Source organism: Alsobacter sp. (genome assembly GCF_059501845.1).
This window is the reverse complement of sequence record NZ_JCACDK010000001.1, coordinates 462769-481358: the sequence shown is the minus strand read 5'-3', so window position 1 is coordinate 481358 and position 18590 is coordinate 462769. Positions and strand designations below refer to the sequence as shown.

Genomic DNA, 18590 nt, shown 5'->3' with positions numbered 1-18590 from the left:
TCATGAAGGTCACCGGCCTCGAGACCTTCGTCGTCGGCAACCCGCCGCCCTACAATGGCGGTCGCTACTTCATCTTCGTGAAGCTGACGACCGACGACGGCGTCACCGGCATCGGCGAGGTCTACAACGCCACCTTCGGCCCGCGCGTGGTCGAGAGCATGGTGGCGGAGATCTTCGAGCAGCACGTGCTCGACACCGACCCCTTCCGCATCGAGACGCTGTGGCGCAACGTCTATGGCCGCGGCTACTCGATGCGGCCCGACATAACGCTGATGGGCGTGCTGAGCGGCCTTGAGATCGCGCTGTGGGACATCATCGGCAAGGCGACCGGCAAGCCGGTCTACGAACTCCTCGGGGGCAAGGTCCACGAGAGGCTGCGCACCTACACCTACATCTATCCCAAGGAAGGGCGCGGCCACGCCTATGACGACGTCGACGGCGTCTACAGCAAGCCGGACGTGGCAGCCGAGCGGGCGCTCGACTACCTCGCCATGGGCTTCACCGCCGTGAAGTTCGATCCGGCCGGCTCCTACTCCACCTTCGACCCCCGCCAGCCCGACCTGGAGGCGCTGGAGGTGAGCGAGGCCTTCTGCCGCGTGCTGCGCGAGGCGGTGGGACCGCGCTGCGACCTTCTCTTCGGCACGCACGGCCAGTTCACGCCGTCCGGCGCAATACGCCTGGCGCGCCGCCTGGAGCCCTATGACCCGCTCTGGTTCGAGGAGCCGACGCCTCCCGAACTGCCGGAGGAGATGGCCAGGGTGGCCCGGCAGACCACGATCCCGATCTCGACGGGCGAGCGCCTGACGACCAAGTACGAGTTTCAGCGCGTCCTGGCGCTGCAGGCCGCCTCGATCCTGCAGCCGGCGCTCGGCCGCGTCGGGGGGCTGCTGGAGGCCAAGAAGATCGCCGGCATGGCAGAGGCGCACCATGCCCAGATCGCGCCGCACCTCTATTGCGGGCCGGTGGAAGGCGCCGCCAACGTCCAGCTCGCCGCCTGCACGCCCAACTTCCTGATCCTGGAGAGCATCGAGCGCTGGGAGGGCTTCCACGCGAAGCTCCTCAAGAAGCCGATCCGCTGGGAGGACGGCTACGTCATCCCGCCGACGGAACCGGGCCTCGGCATCGAGCTCGACGAGGAGGTTGCCCGCGCCCATCCCTGGACGGGATCGATGCTCCACCTCAATCCCACCATGCGGCCGCTCTGAGGAGCGCAACGAGGGTCCCATGCGCTACGGTTTCGTCGGCCTCGGCCATCTCGGGGAAAAACTCGCGGGCAGCCTCCTGCGCGAAGGCTTCTCCATCACCGTCACCGATCTCGACCGCCGCAACGCCGAGAAGCTGCTCGCCGCCGGCGCCTCCTGGGCCGGGAGCGCACGGGAGGTGGCTGCCGCATCCGACGCGGTGATCACCTGCCTCCCCTCCCCCAAGGTGTCCGAGCGGGTGCTCGCTGGACCGGACGGCATCCTCGACGGGTTGCGCCCGGGCGGCACCTGGATCGAGATGAGCACCAACGGCCGCGACGAGATCCTGCGGCTTTCCGCCCTCGCTGCGGCGAAGGGCGTGCGCGTGCTGGAGAGCCCGGTGACGGGCGGCGTCCACAAGGCGGCGGCCGGCGAGATCACGGTGCTGGTGGGCGGCGATGCCGAAACCTTTGCCGAACACAAGCCCGCGCTGGAGGCGATGGGCGGCGCCATCTTCCACATGGGTCCGATCGGATCTGCCTCAGTGATCAAGGTGATCACCAACATGCTCGCCTTCATCAACCTCGTCGCCGTCGGCGAGGCACTGATGCTGGCGAAGAAGGGCGGGCTGGACCTCGCCCAGTCCTTCCACGCCATCGCGGCGAGCTCGGGCACGAGCTTCGTGCACGAGACCGAGGGGCAGGTGATCCTGAACGGCAGCTACAACATCAACTTCACCATGGACCTCGCCTGCAAGGACCTCGGCTTCGCCATGAACTTCGGCCGCGAGTTCGGCGTGCCGCTCGATCTCGCCGGCACGACCGAGCAGACCTTCATCCGCGCCCGCGCCGCCTATGGCGGCGGCGCGTGGTCGTCTCAGGTCGTCAAGCTGCTGGAGGACGCCGTCGGCGCCGACCTGAGGGCTCCCGGCTTCCCGGCGGAGCTGGAATAGGGCTCACGCCGCGACGGGCGGGCGGCTGTCGGCTTCGCTGAAGAGCCCGGCCCTGCGGAAAGCGAGCTCGGCCTGATCGACCCAGTCGCGCAACTCCGAGGCGCCGGCGATGGCGGTGAACAGGTCGACGTCGAGCCGGCCGGCGAGATCCTCGTCGTTCTCTTCGGAGAGCACCGACTGGATCGACACGCGCTTGCGCTCCATCGCGACCCAGATTTCCGAGTAGCAGCGCGGCAGTTCGACGAAGCGGATCGGCGCGTTCTTGAACGACAGGCGCTTCTCCACCTCCCCGTCCGGGAACGGACCGCCGGCCGCGTTCTTCACGACGTAGATGGCGTTGAGCAGGAAGGGCCGGCGCTCCAGCGTGTCGGCGATGAGGTGGTGGATGTTGTCGTAGGCGTGCCCCTCGGGCCGCACGACGCAGACGAGGTCGAGCTTCGAGCGACCCTTGCGCTCCATGAGCGAGGCGAGATGCCGGTCCAGCGCCCAGGTCACCACATCGCCATAGACGTTTACGCCGAGGTCGATGACGTGGCTGTCTCTCAGCAGAAGACCCCCCAGCCGATCCCAGTAGCGCAGCGGCGCATTGGGGTTGTTCTCCTGGCGGGCGGCGGTCAGCGATGCCCCGACGCCGAGCTCGACGGTCTTCTGCGGGAAGAGCTTGCCCAGCTTCGAGCGGCCGGTCGCATCGATGAAATCGGCGCTGACAAGGCCGAGTTCGAGGCCGGCGCGCGCCCCGAACAGATGTATCAGCTGTGTGACGGTCGTCTTTCCTTGTCCGCCCACGTGCGAAACGCACATGACATTGACCTGGGCCATGGGATTCTCCGCAATCGCTACGTGCAATTCTGACTGGGCACCGCAAAGGCGCTCCGAAAACGAGGCCACTCCAGCATGTTTGCGGCGCCAAATCGAGTCCTGCCGCGGCCACGGCGGTCGCGCGGCGCCCGTACCGCCTGCTAGAACCGCGGGGCAACGGAGATTCGGGATGGACTGGTCGCCCCAGCAGGACGAGGCGCTCAGGCAGGTGGCGGCCTGGCTCAAGCACCGGCGCCCGCAGGTGTTTCGCCTGTTCGGCTACGCCGGCACGGGCAAGACGACGCTGGCACGCCACTTCGCCGAGGGGATCGACGGCGAGGTCGTCTTCGGCGCCTTCACCGGCAAGGCCGCGGCGGTTCTGCGCTCGAAGGGCTGCGCCGGCGCCACGACGATCCACAGCCTCATCTACAGGCCGAAATCAGTGGACGCCGAAGAGCCCTCTTTCGTCATCAACCGCGACGGCGGCGCCGCGAAGGCCGATCTGATCGTCATCGACGAGTGCTCGATGGTGGACGAGGACCTCGGCCGCGACCTGCTGTCGTTCGGAGTGCCGGTGCTCGTGCTCGGAGATCCGGCCCAGCTGCCGCCGGTCAAGGGCGGCGGCTTCTTCACCGAGCATGAGCCGGACATGATGCTGACCGAGGTGCACCGGCAGGCCCGTGACAACCCGATCATCCGCATGTCGGTGTCGGTGCGCGAGGGCGAGCCGCTCGACTTCGGCGACTATGGCGAGAGCCGCATCATCCGGCGCTCAGCCATCGACGCCGACGCGGTTCTGCGCACGGACCAGGTGCTGGTCGGGACCAACAAGACCCGCCGCCTTTACAACCGGCGCATCCGCGAGCTGATGGGGTTTCGCGATCCCATGCCGGCAGCAGGCGAGAAACTGGTCTGCCTGCGCAACGACAAGAAGAAGGGCCTGCTCAACGGCAGCGTCTGGACCGTGGCCCGCCTGCGCGAGCCGTTGAAGGGGCATGTCCGGATGGAGGTGACGCCAGACGAGGCGCCCAACGCCAAGCCCGTCCGGGTCCGCGTCCTCCGTGACTTCTTCGAGGGCGCGGAGGAGATTCCCTATCAGCTAAGGCGCGACAGCGACGAGTTCGACTATGGCTACGCCCTGACCGTCCACAAGGCTCAGGGCTCGCAATGGGACGACATCGTCCTGTTCGACGAGAGCTGGGCCTTCCGCGAGCATCGCGACCGCTGGCTCTACACCGCGGTCACGCGCGCGGCGCGGCGGCTCACGGTGGTGCGGTGACGGCTCGCCTACCCCCTGGGGCGGTTTAGGAAGCTGGCGTCTGCGGCGCTGCGGTCCGGAGAAGGCGGGTGCACAGACCCGCGGGTCAGGCGATTCCTGAAGCTGCGCACCATCTTCACGGCATCCCGGACCACAGGCTGGCGATCGAACCATTTGAGATCGGCGATGTCGGAACGTGACGCGCGCTGAACGGCGAGCGGCGGCACGGTCAGATACGTGGCGAGCCGGAGCTGCCGGCGAGCGAGGTTCATCATTCCGTCGACCGCGATGCGCCCGCCCTCCGGATGACCTTTCTCCCGCGACAGGAAAATGTCGTAGCGATCGAGCAGGCGCGGGATTGCCGAGCCCTTGACCGCGTAGCAATGCATGCCGACGAACTCAGAGAGCGGACGGGCAGGCACCAGGCCTTCCTGCGGCCAGTCCTCACGGCAATAGTCGAGCTGGCGCCAGCCCGCATAGAACACGTCCCAGTCCGCCGGCAGTTGCTCGACCAACCGGCTGCGCTCCGCAAAGTCGTCGGAAAAGCGCACGTCGTCTTCCAGGATCAGAACGCTCTCGCAGTGCTGGTGCGCGCGCAGGACCGCCATGTGGCTCATGCAGCACCCGTGCTCCCCCGGGGACGCGAAGCCAGAAGCATCGGCCGTCTTGATGGCAGAAAAGAATTGGACCGGTCTCGTGCAGCCGACTCGCGCGAGTTCCGCCTCGGTTTCACGGCGCCGGTCGCGCCGCTCGGCGAGATTGATCACGCAAATGGCTTCGAATGCATCGAACATCCGATCCTCCATCAATCCAGAGAGCGCTAAGGCCGTAACGACTTGCCGTTTGCGTCAACCTGCGCCGGATTCCGTCGACAATCAGTCAACGGATTACGCCGAACAAAGATGCTCTAGGTCGATGAAGTGAACGGCCTCTGACACATCCGGCACGGGGGACGGCCGGCATCGCGGGTGAGGCAAGCGCGTTTGCGTTTGCCGCACTCCTCGACGCACCAGCTTACCAAGAATGGCGCCGATGCGCGATTAGATTGATGGTGCCTGGCCAACCAGAAGGGAACGCTGACTTAACCTGCTTCCCCGCCGGCTCCAGCCGTGGTCCATCACTGTCCCACGAAGCGGACGGGCTTGATCTCGAAGAGCCAGAAGCCCTCGCCCGGTACGGCACCACCGGATTGCGTGACATCGACCAGAACCTCTCGTGCAGCGCAGGTGGCCTCGTGCTCTGACGAATAGGTGAACATCAGCGACAGATCCTCGACCAGTTCGCCGCGCTCAACAGTCGCAAGGGCATATCGCTTGCCGCGGAGACTCTCTGCCCGATCGTCGTTCATCTGCAGGATCCTCAATGTCACCAACTCTCGGCACAATTAATAGTCTACTAAATTAGTATGTCAATGCACCGGCGCTTAGCCGTGGGCCGTGGGCGGCCATGGGCTTCGCTGATCTGCTTCGCGATCAACCACAGTCACGACGGAGGTGCGCGAGGCTAGGCGGCACGTCCGCCTGGGCGCGCCAGACTGGCGAGTTGGCCGACGGTCTTCTTCAGACCAGTCCTCAGCCGCCGCCCTATGATCTGCCGGAGACGTTCCTGGCCGAACTCCGCGAGGAGATGAGCATCGGTGGCGTAGAGCCACTTGTAGGTCTCGCCCCCGATGGAGAAGTCGAAGCGCCGATGCCCCCGCGCATGGCTCTCCCTCAGCATGTCGCGGAGAAGCCTGTGGCCGAGCGAATATTTCTTGAGCGCCGGGTCCTGGTCGAAGGTGAACACCCAGCCGGACAGGACGCCATCGTGGACGTAGCCGAGCCACGTCGCGAGGAGCCTTCCGTCAATGCGGATCGTGGAGGCCAGGAACTCTGGCCGATCGCGCATGGCGCGAAGGAAGCGCCAGGTTCCCTCGTCCTCAAACATGTCGGTGGCGCCTGACGCCATGAGTTGCTGTCCCTTCCACTTCGCCGCGAAGGGAAGGACGTCCGGGTCGGGGTCGTCGAAACGGAACTCGACGCTTCCCACCTCGCGCTCCAGCTGGCGGTGCCTGCGCTCCGTTTCCTTCATCAGGCTCTTGTTCCCGTCCCGCGTGAAAGCGAGGTAGGCGTCAAAGCTGTCAAACCTGGACCAGGACACGAAGGGTGCGCACGCAATCGTGGTGCGCAAGGCTGGGTCGATGTCATCGGCGGGAACGGTTGCCACCACTGTGTTGGGCAGGTGAACGAGCCGCGCGTCAGGCAACGCCTTCGCCAGGGTGGGCAGCGGGACGTGGTAGTCCAAAAAGCGCGGCTCGGTGAGGAAAAACGCGTCGTCCACCAGGAGCAGGCGATAGGCGCGGCCCTGGAACAGCACCTCGCGCACTTCGGTTCGTTGGCAGGGAAAGTAGGCGTCCGCCACCACAGACAGGAAAGCATCGGCGGAATAGAAGTGCTCGGGATCGAACTGCTGCATGGCCTCGTCTCGCACGGTCCAGACCCACGGCGCCATGGCGCGGTGGGCTTCGGCGTCAGCAATACACCTAGATCATGATAGATTTAATCAGCAATTCCGCGCACGACAAATCGTGGTGAATCCGGCGGGCGGCCCACAGCTCGCACATTCGAGGGGGTTTCGGCCCTGAAAAGCCGCTTCGATCACGACAGCAGCCCGGAACGAGCCCGACGCAACGATTACGCGCCGAAGGACGATGGCTTGACGCCCTTTACAAGCTTCGTCACTAGGCTCAGCCTTCAAACAGCGCATTGCGCCAGGGAGACAGGGATTGGCCCAGACAGACGATCTCCATGCCGGCGGCATCGACGGAGCGGGCTTTGATACGGCAGCGCCGGCAGCAGCCGCTCCCACCGGGCTGAAAGCCCTCAAGGCAGGACTTTCCCACTCGCTGTCACGCTGGATGCTGCCGGCGGTACAGCGTGTGGCCCGCGACTATGTGGGTGGCGAGTCCATCGAAGACGCCATCGCCGTCGCACGCCGCCTGGCCGAGCAGAAACTGACGACGTCACTGGGCTTCTGGGACACGCCGGACTACCAGCCCACCGAAGTCCGGGACATCTATCTCGATTCCATCCGTGCGCTTGCAAATAGCGGGCTCGACAGCTACCTGTCGATCAAACCCCCTGCCCTGCGCTACAGCACTGCCCTCGCCGAGGACGTTGCAGCTGTCGCGGCGGAGCATGGAGTGCGGCTCCACTGCGACTCCCACGGCGTCGAGACGGCCGACCCCAGCATCCGCTTCCTCGACCATATCCGGACGGTGGCGCCGGGCGTTCCCCTCAGCATCACGATTCCCGGGCGCTGGCCGCGCAGCCCCGGCGACGCGGAATGGGCAGCGAGCCGCGGCATCGGCGTGCGGGTCGTGAAGGGCGAGTGGCCGGATCCCGCCGACCCCTCACGCGACCTGCGTGAAGGCTTCATGGCCGTGATCGAAAAGCTGGCGGGAAGCCGCGTCACGGTCTCGGCGGCGAGCCACGACGTTCCTCTCGCGGCGAAAGCGCTCGCGCGGCTGAAGGAGGCGGGCACGCCGGCCGAACTCGAACTGCTCTACAGCATGCCGCAGGAACCCTCCCTCGCCTGGGCCGCGGGAGCAGGGTACACGCCGCGGATCTATGTTCCTTATGGCCGGGGCTTCATTCCGAATGCGCTCAAGGTCGTGAAGCGCAGGCCCAAGCTGGTCGTGCACCTCGCCCGGCACGCCATTCTGGGACGCTGACGGCGGGCGTCTCAGGATTTGGCGGGAGCGCGGCGCAGCCAGCCTTCCCGCCAGAACCACAGCGGGGAGCGCGGGCAGAAGAGCCGCCCACGGTGCACGAGGCCTCCGCACTGCAGTTCGTCGAGCACGATAACGGGGTTGCCGAACCGGATCATCTTGCCTGTGCGCTCGTCGATGATGGTCTTGAGCTTACCTGTCACCCGGTAGGTTTTGCCGCAGAACTGCTCCATCTCACGGTCGAAGAACAGGCCGAAGTTCTTGCGCTCGGAATCCAGCGTGCCGAGGATCTCGGCGGCAGGGCGCACCTGCACGTACTCGCCGACCTCGAGGTTCAGCACCTCGGTCTTCTTCGCCTTGGCAGCAGGATTCGCAGGCTTCTCCTCGCTTTTCGAGAATCCGAGTGCCTTGGCGTAGCGCGAGAAGAGCGACCACAGGATGAGGTCGCCGACATACCAGACGAACTTGAACAGGCCGACATTGCCGGTGCGCATGTCCTCGACATACTGGCCGAGTTCGCGCGGGTGGATTTCCTTGCTGGCAAACACGACGTCGGTGGCCTGGCAGGCGTAGCGCGGCGTCTCGTCTCCCTCCACGGTCCGGCGGGTCTGTGCCGCGAGGAAGGCCATCTGCTCCTCCGTGGGAGGCGCCACGGGGGTGTCGGGCCCAGGGCCATCCACCTTCTTCAGCCAGTCGGTCTTCCAGTAGATGAGGCAGCGCGCCTGGCACCCGTCGTGGCCGGAGCCGTCGCAGCGGGCCTTGAGATGCACGGTCCGTTCGAGCCTGCGCAGATTGGTCGACCCGGTGGGGTCGCAGGTCTTGTGCGCCGACTTCACCACCATGAGCCGCTTGCCACACAGCCGGGCCATTTCCGGCATGAAGGGCAATGCGTCCAGCCTTGCGTGAGGGTCGAGCGTCGCGATGATCTCGTCGAGCGGTCGCACTTCGGCCCAATCGCCGACGCGGTACGTTTCAGATTGAGTCAAGGCGACATACTCCAATCGATCCGAGACATGCGACTTCCCTGGGCCGGCGGCGGTGCATAGCGTAGCCACCGTTAAGGTCTCTCGCCCGACGGATACCACGAAACCAGCCAATTTCCATGGGTCATACGCCAATGGGTTCACTTCAAAGTAAATTGAAATCACTTTCGAAGTTCAAGGCCTGCATGGCCCTTCACGAGGTCCAGCGGCGTACAATTAAGCATGTTCAACAAGACGTGCGCCGACGCTCCATTGCTCAACGCGAGTAAATTTGATAATAACGAAAACGTTAACAGTGGCCAGCGAATCAAAATCAATGGCGCGCGCGCAGACCCGGATCGAGGCTCAGGTCCGGGGCGCGCCGGCAGCGTGTGGTACGGCGGAAACCAGCCCGGTTCAGCGGGATGAGTGCGGCCGAGGCGAAGAGACACCAGGGTCCGGAGCGTGTGATGAATTTTTTTGCGTCCCCCGAATACCTGGACATCCTTGGAGACGTCTATTTCCCCACCGGGCGCAAGCGCATCTGCGATGTCGCCGTCGGCGGCATGGTCCTTCGCGTTCTCGAGGTGGACGGCAAGCCCGTCGCCCGGTCGGATTTCCTGGACTACCACCTGCCCCTGTCCGACCAGGAGACCAGGGGTGCGGAGCAGCGCAGGCTCTTCGCGCCGTGGGTGGCGCACGAGACCATCCCCATCGAGGAGTATGACGGTGTCGCCTCGGACACCGTGACGATCGCGCCGTTCATCGACTGGACGCGCTTCAAGACCTTCGACGATTACCTTCAGCTCATCCGGCAGCGGCCGCACATCAAGGAGTATGAGCGGCGCAGGCGAAAGTTTATCCAGGCCCACGGGCCGGTGCAGTTCACATACATCGACAAGGGTGATGACGTGTTGCCGCTCGCACGGCAATGGAAGTCGCAGCAGCTGAAGCAGACCGGACTGCCGGACTGGTTCGCGACGCCCAAGAACGTCGCGTTCTTCGATGCGATGGCGGCCCGCGGCGCGCTGATTTCGTCAACCTTGCGCTGCGAGGGGCGCCTGATCGCCGTCTTCCTGGGAGCCGTCTGCGATGGCCGCATGTCCGGGTGGCTGTTCACCTACTCGCCGGATCCGGAACTCCGCAAGTTCTCCATCGGTCACCAGCTTCTTCTGTCCCTGCTCGAGTACAGCCACTCCGTCGGCCACCGCGAGTTCGACTTCTCGATCGGCCCGGATCCATACAAGATCGGCTACGCAACCCATGCCCGCGTGCTGCGGCCAGTGGGGCCGCGGCCTCTTCCTGACGCCGTCATCAGGGGCGCGAGGAATGGTGCGAAGGCACTCCTGTCGAAGGCGCCTGTGCTTCAAAATGCGGCACGCACGTGCAAGCGGCTGATCGGACGCAAGCCGCCCGTCGAGCAGACGCCGGACATCGGGGCCGTCGAGGCGAATGGCGCCGTCGCCCGGGCCGAAGCTGCACAAAAGCAGCCGACAAACGGAACCCAAGTTCTGAACGGCTCGCACCCCGCCCCTGAAACTGGTCCTGCGTCCCCCACCTCTGATCTGACGACGGAAATCGAGGCCAGGATCGCCGCGCGTCTGGAGGCCCGGAGGTCGAAGGATTTCGCGGGCTCGGACAGGATCCGGGACGAACTGGCGGCCCTGGGTGTCAGGCTGCGCGACGGCAAGGATCCGGAGACCGGCGAACCCGTGACCCGCTGGGAGTTCGAGCGCCCGGCCGTCGCCACCTCCGGCGAGCCCATGCGGCCCTCAGCCTGACCGGCCTGGCCGTCAGGCCGGGCGCAAGACCCTGAGCGGACGCTCGGTCACGCCGAGTTCGAGCGGCAGGGTTGTGACGATGTCGCCGTCAGCCTGCACCGGCTCGCCCGGCGTCCCGGCGATGACGCCGGCGCGGGCCGTAACGATCTCGTAACCCTCCATGCCCTCCAGCCGGCCAGTGCCGAGCGCGAGTGCGTAGCGCAGCGCATTCAGCCTTCCCGGCGTGTGGAACAGGCAGAAGTGCAGTTCGGGAAGCTCGACACGCGCCTTCGGAGCGCAAGAGAACGATCCGCCATAGTAGAGCGACTTGGCCACAACGACCGACGCCGCGCTGTACACGCCTTTGCCGGGGATGCTGACCTCATAGCGGCGAGGTTCGAGCCTCATGAGGACGCGCGCAGCGGAAGCTGCATAGGCGCCACGGCCGATCAAGCGCTTGAGGCGGTGATCGACGGCGTCGACGACAGCGGCGTCGAATCCCACGCCCGCCATTGTCGTGAACACGGCGCCATTGGCCGTGCCAAGGTATAGGTCGCTTTCCCTTCCCTCCCGCAGGACTCGCACTGCGCCGTCGACGTCGAACGGGATCGCGAGTTCGCGCGCCAACACATTGGTGGTACCGAGCGGAAGAATGCCCAAGGCGGGGCGCTGCCCGGCCCCGGCCCGGATCATACCCTCGGCCACGTCGCGGACGGTCCCATCGCCGCCTGCTGCAACGATCAGTTGCACTGCGGAGTCCTGCGCTGCATCCCGGGCACGCAGGCGCATCTCCTCGACGCTGCACGCCTCGTGGACGGATACAGCGATGCCGGCATCGGCCAGCATGCGCACCGCTTGACTGAGAACAGGAGGCGTTACGCGGCCGGCTTTGGGGTTGGTCAGGACGATGATGCGTTTAATGGGAGGAGCTCCACGGCAGGCCGCGCATCATCTCCGAAAAATCTGCAATTGTAAGTCAAAACAGAGCTCTATGGAATTTTTTGACGCTTGCATGGCACTGTGTATGTCAATTGTGTTACCAGTAAACGCCAGGATTCTTGACCGGCTTTTCGCCGGGTAGCCGCCCTCCGCTGCAAGCAGCCGGGCCACGGCGCAGCCGCAAGCGAGAGACCACGATGCTGGCAGGATCTGGGACCGGAGCTCTCGCAGGATTCGCTCGGCGCGCCGGGCAGCTCGCGTGGGAGTACCGGCTCGCGATCGTGGCCAACCTGTTCCTGATCTCGCCGATCGTGATCTTCGACATCTTTCTCTCGGCGGAGAGCGGGCGCGGGATCGACAAGCTTGCGCTCTTTGCGCTCCCAGCGTCGGTGTTCCTGCTCCTCGCGGTCCAGGGCCTGTTTGCGCGGCTGTGGGTGAGCCATCTTCTGCTCTTCCCGTTCTACTGCGTCGTCGTTGCCGAGCTCTACCTGATCTCGACCTACGACATGCGGCTCACATCGAGCACGATCGGGATCTTCCTCGAGAACCTGCACCATACCGCAGACTTCGCCCGCACCCAGGGCATGATGGAATTCGCCGCGGTGGCCGCGCTGCTGGTCGCATTCGTGCTGCTGCTCTGGGGCATGCGCAGGCTCAGGGTGGCGACGTGGCGCCCGAGCCTCGTGGGAGTGCTTGGTGCCCTTCTCGTCTATACCGGTGTGACCGCCCACGGCTATGGCATGTTCCGCGACGTCGGCGTTGCATGGATGAACGTCGTTTCACACGACCGGGGCAGCCCGTTCGGCGTCATTCCCCAGTCCTACGTCGCGAAGGTCGTCTATGACGACGCGCTCGATCATCAAAAACGCTCCGCCAGCTTCCGCTTCGACGCGACACGTCCGGGTGCCAGGCCGGGACGCGAGGTCGTCGTCCTGGTCGTCGGCGAGAGCTCACGGCGCGACCGCTGGAGCCTGTTCGGCTACTCGAAGCCGACGACGCCGCGTATGCAGAGCATGCCGGGGGTGATCGCGCTCACCAACATGGTGACGCAGCAGGCCCTGACGCAGGTGTCGGTCCCATTGATGCTCACCCGTCGGTCAATCGACAAGCCGCAGGAGCGCATGGACGAGAAGTCCATCATCTCGGCATTCGAGGAAGCCGGGTTCCGCACGTTCTGGCTCTCGACCCAGCAGCGCGACCAATGGACGGGCGCCATCAACCGGTACTCGGCGGAAGCCGACGTCAGCCGGTTCCTGGAGCGCCGGCACGACGGCGTGCTCGTCGAAGAGGTCAGGGACATTCTCGAGGAGGCAGAGGTGCCGGACGCGAAGCTGTTCATCGTGCTGCATACGCAGGGCAGCCACTTCGTCTTCGCCGACCGCTATCCTGCTCAGACCGCGCCGTTCAAGGCCGAGGGTGACCGCAAGCAGAGGATCAACGCGGAGTACGACAACAGCGTCGAGTACACCGACCAGTTCCTGGCCCGCCTGGTCGGCGCGCTCCAGGACTTCGGCGGCCGCAACGCGCTCATGTATGTGTCAGATCACGGTGAGAACCTCTACGACGACGACCGCAACCTCTTCGGCCATTTCCTCAACAACGAGTATGACATGCCGATCCCCGCCCTTCTCTGGACATCCGAGGAGTTCGCCACGGCGGAGCCGGACAAGATCGCCGCGGCCCGCGAGAACGCCGGCCTGCCGCTCAACACGAGGATCGTCTTCAGCACGCTCGCCGACATCGCCGGCATCCAGATCCCGACCATGGACATCGGCGAGCTCAGCTTGGTCAGCCCGCGCCTGGATCCGCCACCCCGCATGTTTCCGAAGGACGGGACTTTCAAGAACTGGGACGAGTGGCTGGCCAGGCAAAGGCGGGAAGCAAGCCTTCGCTAGGGCCTGGTGCCCCGCCCCGCTACGGTCCGATCGGCCAGAAACTTGCGGGCGCGGCCTACCGTTGCGCAGAAGCGCGGCTCCGGGCTTTTCGTTGCGCGTGCTCGGACAAGCAGGTCGTTGCATCGCCCATGCGCAGGCGGCGGTGCCGCCCGGTTCACCCGTCCGTGGCGATCTGCACCAGCGCCTTGCCGTATTTCGTCTTGCCAAGCCGTTCGCCGGCGCGTGCCAAGTCGTCCCGGCTCATCCAGCCCTGCCGGAACGCGATCTCCTCCGGGGAGGCAATGAGCTGGCCCTGCCGGGCCTGAAGCACGCGCACGAACTCGCCGGCTTCCAGAAGCGCCTCGTGCGTGCCCGTGTCGAACCACGCATAGCCACGGCCGAGCTGTTCGACGCTGAGCTTGCCACGCTCGAGATACACGCCGTTGAGGTCGGTGATCTCGTACTCGCCGCGCGGAGAGGGCCGCAGCGAGCGCGCGATCTCGGAGACCTCCTCGTCGTAGAAGTAGAGGCCGATCACGGCCCAGGAGGATTTCGGCTTGGCGGGCTTCTCCTCGATCGACATCGCCCTGCCCTGCGCGTCGAAGGCGACCACGCCGTAGCGCTCGGGGTCCTCGACGCGGTAGGCAAAGACGCTGGCCCCCTCCTTACGCTTGCCCGCATGTGCGAGCGCGTCGGTGAGGCCGTGGCCGTAGATCAGATTGTCGCCGAGCACCAGGCAGCTCGGCCGCCCCTTCACGAAGCTCTCACCGATGACGAAGGCCTGCGCCAGTCCGTCCGGGCTGGGCTGCACGGCATACTCGATGGAAATGCCCCATTGGCTGCCGTCGCCCAGCAGCGTCCGAAAATTCGCCTGGTCGTGCGGCGTCGTGATGATCAGCACCTCGCGGACGCCCGCCAGCATCAGCGTCGTCAGGGGGTAGTAGATCATCGGCTTGTCGAAGACGGGCAGCAGCTGCTTCGACGTGACCAGCGTCAGCGGATGCAGGCGCGTGCCCGATCCTCCCGCCAGAATAATGCCTCTCCGCTCGCCGCTCATGACGCCCTCGCCTCGGGAATGGGGTGTGCGAGCGCGGCCACGGTCTCTGCCACGCGCTCGCGCCAGGATGGAGCCCGCCAGCCGAAGGCGGCTGCAAAGGCTCCGGAGTCCAGTTCGGAATTGGCCGGCCGGCGGGCCGGTGTCGGGTATTCGGCCGTGGTGATCGGCGTCACTGCCGGGCGCCGCCCGGTGAAGCGGGCCTGCTCGGCCACCGCATGGTCGACGAAACCGTGCCACGTCGTGGCGCCGGTGCCAGCCAGATGGTAGGTGCCCCATTCAGCCCCGCCGCCCGACAGCATGGGTGCAACGGCGAGAATGGCTTCCGCGAGATCACGTGTGCAGGTCGGGCATCCCCGCTGATCGGCCACGAAACGGAGCTCGTCCCGCTCAGCCGCCAGCCGGAGCACCGTCTTCAGGATATTGCGGCCGAAGCGGCCATAGACCCAGGACGTCCGCAGGATCAGGTGGCGCGGGTTTTCCGCCCGCACCGCCTCCTCCCCTTCCGCCTTGGTGCGCCCGTAGACGCCGAGCGGAGAGACGGGGTCGGTCTCGACATAGGCACGTGGCTTGGTGCCGTCGAAGACGTAGTCCGTCGAGATGTGCACGAGCGGCATTCCGGCGCGAGCGGCTTCCTGTGCGAGCACGCGCGGGCCTTCCACATTGCCGCGCCGCGCTTCGTCCGGCTCGCTTTCCGCTGCGTCGACCTTCGTGTAGGCGGCCGCGTTGACCACCACGGCTCCGGGTGCGGCAGCGAGGGCCGCGCGAACCGCTGATGCATCGGCGATGTCGGCCTGCGCCCGCGTCACCGGAACCATTGCAACGCCCGCCCGGCTGGCTGCGTCGGCAAGCTCCTGGCCGAGCTGGCCGCCCGCCCCGAACAGAGTGATCACGCCACGACCCCGAGCCGCTCGCCACGGTAGACGCCCGTGCGGATCCGCTCCCACCAGGCGCGATTGTCGAGATACCACCGGACGGTTGCGGCGAGACCGCTCTCGAAGGTCTCGCGAGGCTCCCAGCCGAGTTCCCGCCGGATCTTGGACGCGTCGATGGCGTAGCGCTTGTCGTGGCCCGGGCGGTCCGCGACGAAGCGGATGAGATTGCGCCGGGAGCCGATGGCGGCATCCGGAGCGAGCTCGTCCATCAGCCCGCAGACGGCCTCGACGACCTCGATGTTCTGCCGCTCGGCATTGCCGCCGACATTGTAGGTCTCGCCCGGCACGCCCGTCTCGGCGATCAGCCGCAGCGCGCGTGCGTGGTCATCCACGAACAGCCAGTCGCGGACATTGTCGCCCTTGCCGTAGACCGGAAGCGGCTTGCCTTCGAGCGCGTTCAGGATGATCAGCGGGATGAGCTTCTCGGGAAAATGATACGGCCCGTAATTGTTCGAGCAGTTGCTGGTGACAGTCGGCAGCCCATAGGTGTGGTGCCACGCCCTGACGAGGTGATCCGAGGCCGCCTTTGACGCCGAATAGGGCGAGTTCGGCTGGTAGGGCGTCTCTTCCGTGAAGAACCCCGCCTCTCCCAGCGAACCGAACACCTCGTCCGTCGAGATGTGGTGGAAGCGGAAAGCGCGCCTTGCCGGCTCGTCCAGCCCGCGCCAGTGCTCCAGCACGGCGTTCAGCAGGGAAAAGGTGCCGACGACATTGGTCTGGATGAACTCGCCGGGTCCGTCGATGGAGCGATCCACATGGCTCTCGGCGGCAAGGTGCATCACCACGTCGGGACGGAACCCGGCGATGGCCTGCCGGACTGCGGGCGCATCCGCGATATCGGCCTGCAGAAAGGAATAGCGCGGATCGTTGGAGACCGGCGCGAGCGAGTCGAGGTTGCCGGCGTAGGTGAGCTTGTCCAGCACCAGCACGTGGTGCGGCGTCTCCCGGACGAGCTGCCGTACCACGGCAGATCCGATGAAGCCGGCCCCTCCGGTCACGAGGTAGCGCTTGGCCTGCGGGATCTGGACCGTCATGAACAACCTCTCGTCGATAACCGGGCGGTCAGCGAACGACCCGCTCCCGGCACCTGGGAACAGCAGGTTAGGAAAAACGCCCTACCCGACGCTGAAACCCGCGTCCAAAACTTCCGCTAAAATGAACGGTACTATTCCAGTCATGTCCGACGAGGCTAGCACACCGGCATGCACGACGGCGAGCCTCGCGCACCGGTTTGCCGGTGCACGGGCTCGCTCCAGTGTTCGCAGGCAGTTAAGCCCGAATCAGCCGAAGAAAAGCGCGAGGACAGGCGCTGCGAGAACCGCGGCTCCTGCCCCGACGAACGCCATCATGCTCATGTGCGACCGCGGATTGGCAATTCGCCGTACGCCGCGCGCCACCTTCCCTGCCGACATGCTCCAGCCATTCAGGCACGAGCACATCAGCCGATGGGCATCATCCTCCGAAATTTCGAAGAAGCTCATGCCATCGCCGAGGCGATCGCTGGAGAGACCTGCGCTGCGCAGCACCGGATCCTCGAAGGCGATCGTCAGGGGCGAATCCGGCGAGCGCATCAGAAGCCGCTCGGCCGGGGTACGCGACTCTATCTCGCCCAGGGACCGCAGCCGCCTCGCGGGATCCCGCTCGAGCAGCTCAGCCCAGCGTTCCAGGCGCTCCGCCCTGCTCAACGCGGGACGGGTTTCGCCGTGGACGTCGGCCACGTCGAGCAACGAATCGAAGCTCTTGTATTCCATGGGACCTCTCCTGTGCAGCGAGGCTGGGCACTGTTGGCCTTCAACCGCCCTATAGAAACATTAACTCTCGGGCGGGAAATTCGATCCTGCACCTGCAATGGGACAGGAGGTTGGCGTGCACGCAGACGTGAGCGTCTGAGCGAAACCGTCCGAAACCGGCATCTGCGCCGACAGCCGCGCCCTTCCCGCGTGAGCTTGGAATAAGGCCCGGCACTGTCCGGGGCTAAAGCTTAAAGCTTGCCCGGCCTCACCGGGTCGCTAAACAGGCTGCTGAGACGTCCGAGAGAGACTGCGACAGAGAGACTGCGATTTGGGTTCGACCCCCCGCCATGTGTCCTGGGCCGTCTCTTCGCCCCAAGACCTTCCCGCACAAGTGATCTCCCAGTGGGCCGACATCGTCGGTGCTGACGAGAATTACACGAGCCCGTATTTTCACCCGAGCTTCACGCTTGCGGTCGGCAACAGCCGTCCAGGAAAGATTAGCGTCGCTGTCGCGATGTCCGGCGAGACCGTCCTGGCATGTCTTCCGTTCGAGCCAGATCATCTTGGCATAGGCCGTCCGGTTGGCGGCCCGCTGTCGGATTACCACGGCATCGTGAGCAGGCCAGGCGTTGCGCTCGACCCTAGTGGTGTCCTGCGGGCGTGCGGGTTGACGGGTTGGCGCTTCGATCACCTGCCCGCGACCGACCCGACCTTCGCGGCGGCAGCAACGCGCAACGGGACGTCGCCGCGTATCGACGTGGGAACCGACTGGGCCGGCTTCGTCCAGCAGACGACGTCGAAATCGATGATCTCGACGACGGAACGAAAGGCCCGGGCACTGGCCAGGGAGGTCGGGCCCTTGCGGTTGTGCACCCTCTCTGACGATGAGGCTGCATGGGCAGTGATGCGCCGGTGGAAGTCGGAGCAGTACATCCGGACCGGACTGCCCGACCTGATGTCACAACGTTGGGTGAGCGCGACGCTGTCGACCATCTGGCGGACAAGGCAGCCCGGCTTCGCCGGTGCACTCACAGTGCTCTACGCCGGAGACAGCATTGCCGCCGTCCACTTCGGAATGCGTTCCAGCCTGACGTGGCACTGGTGGTTCCCGACCTACGCACCCGGGCTTTCAAAATACTCGCCGGGTGCGATCCTGCTTCTCGAGATGATCAAGGCTGCGCCCGGCATGGGCATCCGCTGGATCGACCTCGGCAAGGGCGCGCAGACCTACAAGGACAGGATCGCCAACGACGTGGTGCCCCTGCTGGAGGGAGTAGCGCTGAGGCCAAGCCTGCGTGGCTACTCATGGAGGGCTGGACACGACGCGCTCATTTTCGCCCGCGAGTCGGCCAGGGCCGGAAAACGGGCCGTGAAGAGGCTGCTGCCGGGATCCGCGCCCGCGTCGGCGCCTACCGTGTCGACCGACTGAACCACG

General features: G+C 65.7%; 17 protein-coding genes. 7 read left to right on the top strand and 10 right to left on the bottom strand.

Annotated features, from left to right (window positions below; genetic code table 11):
• Positions 1–2 precede the first annotated feature (2 nt).
• Both AC5JCN_RS02155 and AC5JCN_RS02150 read left to right on the top strand, forming a co-directional pair.
• Positions 3–1205 carry a mandelate racemase/muconate lactonizing enzyme family protein gene (locus tag AC5JCN_RS02155; RefSeq protein ID WP_495753356.1) on the top strand — a complete coding sequence of 401 codons (1203 nt, stop codon included), beginning with the start codon at positions 3–5 and terminating at the stop codon, positions 1203–1205.
• A gap of 19 nt (positions 1206–1224) precedes the next feature.
• Complete coding sequence (locus AC5JCN_RS02150; RefSeq protein ID WP_495753355.1) at positions 1225–2133, top strand: NAD(P)-dependent oxidoreductase; 909 nt, start codon at positions 1225–1227, stop codon at positions 2131–2133.
• A gap of 3 nt (positions 2134–2136) precedes the next feature.
• Here AC5JCN_RS02150 and AC5JCN_RS02145 read toward each other — a convergent pair whose 3' ends face one another.
• Entirely contained in the window at positions 2137–2952 is an 816-nt protein-coding gene (locus AC5JCN_RS02145) for a hypothetical protein (protein ID WP_495753354.1), read from the bottom strand.
• A gap of 169 nt (positions 2953–3121) precedes the next feature.
• Here AC5JCN_RS02145 and AC5JCN_RS02140 point away from each other — a divergent pair, with 169 nt between their 5' ends.
• Positions 3122–4210, top strand: coding sequence for an ATP-dependent DNA helicase (locus tag AC5JCN_RS02140; RefSeq protein WP_495753353.1), 1089 nt, complete (start codon positions 3122–3124; stop codon positions 4208–4210).
• 8 nt (positions 4211–4218) lie between these two features.
• On the opposite strand, the gene AC5JCN_RS02135 is transcribed toward AC5JCN_RS02140, so the two are convergent.
• The 3 genes from AC5JCN_RS02135 to AC5JCN_RS02125 all read right to left on the bottom strand — a co-directional run bounded on the left by AC5JCN_RS02135 (position 4219) and on the right by AC5JCN_RS02125 (position 6679).
• Positions 4219–4995, bottom strand: coding sequence for a glycosyltransferase family 25 protein (locus tag AC5JCN_RS02135; protein WP_495753352.1), 777 nt, complete (start codon positions 4993–4995; stop codon positions 4219–4221).
• A 311-nt stretch (positions 4996–5306) separates the two neighbouring features.
• Positions 5307–5537, bottom strand: coding sequence for a hypothetical protein (locus AC5JCN_RS02130; RefSeq protein WP_495753351.1), 231 nt, complete (start codon positions 5535–5537; stop codon positions 5307–5309).
• Between the two features lie 155 nt (positions 5538–5692).
• Entirely contained in the window at positions 5693–6679 is a 987-nt protein-coding gene (locus AC5JCN_RS02125) for a GNAT family N-acetyltransferase (RefSeq protein ID WP_495753350.1), read from the bottom strand.
• 274 nt (positions 6680–6953) lie between these two features.
• On the opposite strand from AC5JCN_RS02125, the gene AC5JCN_RS02120 reads away from it, so the two are divergent.
• Complete coding sequence (locus AC5JCN_RS02120; RefSeq protein WP_495753349.1) at positions 6954–7901, top strand: hypothetical protein; 948 nt, start codon at positions 6954–6956, stop codon at positions 7899–7901.
• A gap of 11 nt (positions 7902–7912) precedes the next feature.
• Here AC5JCN_RS02120 and AC5JCN_RS02115 read toward each other — a convergent pair whose 3' ends face one another.
• On the bottom strand, positions 7913–8884 hold the full coding sequence (locus AC5JCN_RS02115; RefSeq protein WP_495753348.1) for a hypothetical protein: 972 nt from the start codon (positions 8882–8884) through the stop codon (positions 7913–7915).
• A gap of 446 nt (positions 8885–9330) precedes the next feature.
• Here AC5JCN_RS02115 and AC5JCN_RS02110 point away from each other — a divergent pair, with 446 nt between their 5' ends.
• The gene (locus tag AC5JCN_RS02110) at positions 9331–10641 is read left to right on the top strand and encodes a GNAT family N-acetyltransferase (protein WP_495753347.1); all 1311 of its coding nucleotides are present in this window, start codon (positions 9331–9333) and stop codon (positions 10639–10641) included.
• 12 nt (positions 10642–10653) lie between these two features.
• Here the strand turns inward: AC5JCN_RS02110 and AC5JCN_RS02105 are convergent, their stop codons facing one another.
• Positions 10654–11523, bottom strand: a complete 870-nt coding sequence (locus AC5JCN_RS02105; protein WP_495753731.1) for a diacylglycerol/lipid kinase family protein — start codon at positions 11521–11523, stop codon at positions 10654–10656.
• A 233-nt stretch (positions 11524–11756) separates the two neighbouring features.
• Here AC5JCN_RS02105 and AC5JCN_RS02100 point away from each other — a divergent pair, with 233 nt between their 5' ends.
• Positions 11757–13454 carry a phosphoethanolamine transferase gene (locus AC5JCN_RS02100; RefSeq protein WP_495753346.1) on the top strand — a complete coding sequence of 566 codons (1698 nt, stop codon included), beginning with the start codon at positions 11757–11759 and terminating at the stop codon, positions 13452–13454.
• Between the two features lie 154 nt (positions 13455–13608).
• Here AC5JCN_RS02100 and rfbA read toward each other — a convergent pair whose 3' ends face one another.
• The 4 genes from rfbA to AC5JCN_RS02080 all read right to left on the bottom strand — a co-directional run bounded on the left by rfbA (position 13609) and on the right by AC5JCN_RS02080 (position 17173).
• A complete protein-coding gene (gene rfbA / locus AC5JCN_RS02095) occupies positions 13609–14490 on the bottom strand; it encodes a glucose-1-phosphate thymidylyltransferase RfbA (RefSeq protein WP_495753345.1) in 882 nt (293 codons plus the stop codon).
• Complete coding sequence (rfbD, locus tag AC5JCN_RS02090) at positions 14487–15380, bottom strand: dTDP-4-dehydrorhamnose reductase (protein ID WP_495753344.1); 894 nt, start codon at positions 15378–15380, stop codon at positions 14487–14489. Before rfbD ends, rfbA begins: the two co-directional genes overlap by 4 nt.
• A complete protein-coding gene (rfbB, locus tag AC5JCN_RS02085; RefSeq protein ID WP_495753343.1) occupies positions 15377–16456 on the bottom strand; it encodes a dTDP-glucose 4,6-dehydratase in 1080 nt (359 codons plus the stop codon). Before rfbB ends, rfbD begins: the two co-directional genes overlap by 4 nt.
• Before the next feature lie 246 nt (positions 16457–16702).
• Positions 16703–17173: a hypothetical protein gene (locus tag AC5JCN_RS02080; protein ID WP_495753342.1), complete on the bottom strand. Its 471-nt coding sequence runs from the start codon at positions 17171–17173 to the stop codon at positions 16703–16705.
• Positions 17174–17768: 595 nt separating this feature from the next.
• On the opposite strand from AC5JCN_RS02080, the gene AC5JCN_RS02075 reads away from it, so the two are divergent.
• Positions 17769–18584: a GNAT family N-acetyltransferase gene (locus AC5JCN_RS02075; RefSeq protein WP_495753341.1), complete on the top strand. Its 816-nt coding sequence runs from the start codon at positions 17769–17771 to the stop codon at positions 18582–18584.
• Positions 18585–18590 lie beyond the last annotated feature (6 nt).

Coding starts and splice junctions, on each gene's coding strand:
- AC5JCN_RS02125 (WP_495753350.1), bottom strand. CDS start 6,679: ATGGCGCCGTGGGTCTGGACCGTGCGAGACGAGGCCATGCAGCAGTTC.
- AC5JCN_RS02100 (WP_495753346.1), top strand. CDS start 11,757: ATGCTGGCAGGATCTGGGACCGGAGCTCTCGCAGGATTCGCTCGGCGC.
- AC5JCN_RS02130 (WP_495753351.1), bottom strand. CDS start 5,537: ATGAACGACGATCGGGCAGAGAGTCTCCGCGGCAAGCGATATGCCCTT.
- rfbA (WP_495753345.1), bottom strand. CDS start 14,490: ATGAGCGGCGAGCGGAGAGGCATTATTCTGGCGGGAGGATCGGGCACG.
- rfbB (WP_495753343.1), bottom strand. CDS start 16,456: ATGACGGTCCAGATCCCGCAGGCCAAGCGCTACCTCGTGACCGGAGGG.
- AC5JCN_RS02135 (WP_495753352.1), bottom strand. CDS start 4,995: ATGGAGGATCGGATGTTCGATGCATTCGAAGCCATTTGCGTGATCAAT.
- AC5JCN_RS02110 (WP_495753347.1), top strand. CDS start 9,331: ATGAATTTTTTTGCGTCCCCCGAATACCTGGACATCCTTGGAGACGTC.
- AC5JCN_RS02155 (WP_495753356.1), top strand. CDS start 3: ATGAAGGTCACCGGCCTCGAGACCTTCGTCGTCGGCAACCCGCCGCCC.
- AC5JCN_RS02150 (WP_495753355.1), top strand. CDS start 1,225: ATGCGCTACGGTTTCGTCGGCCTCGGCCATCTCGGGGAAAAACTCGCG.
- AC5JCN_RS02140 (WP_495753353.1), top strand. CDS start 3,122: ATGGACTGGTCGCCCCAGCAGGACGAGGCGCTCAGGCAGGTGGCGGCC.
- AC5JCN_RS02145 (WP_495753354.1), bottom strand. CDS start 2,952: ATGGCCCAGGTCAATGTCATGTGCGTTTCGCACGTGGGCGGACAAGGA.
- AC5JCN_RS02080 (WP_495753342.1), bottom strand. CDS start 17,173: ATGGAATACAAGAGCTTCGATTCGTTGCTCGACGTGGCCGACGTCCAC.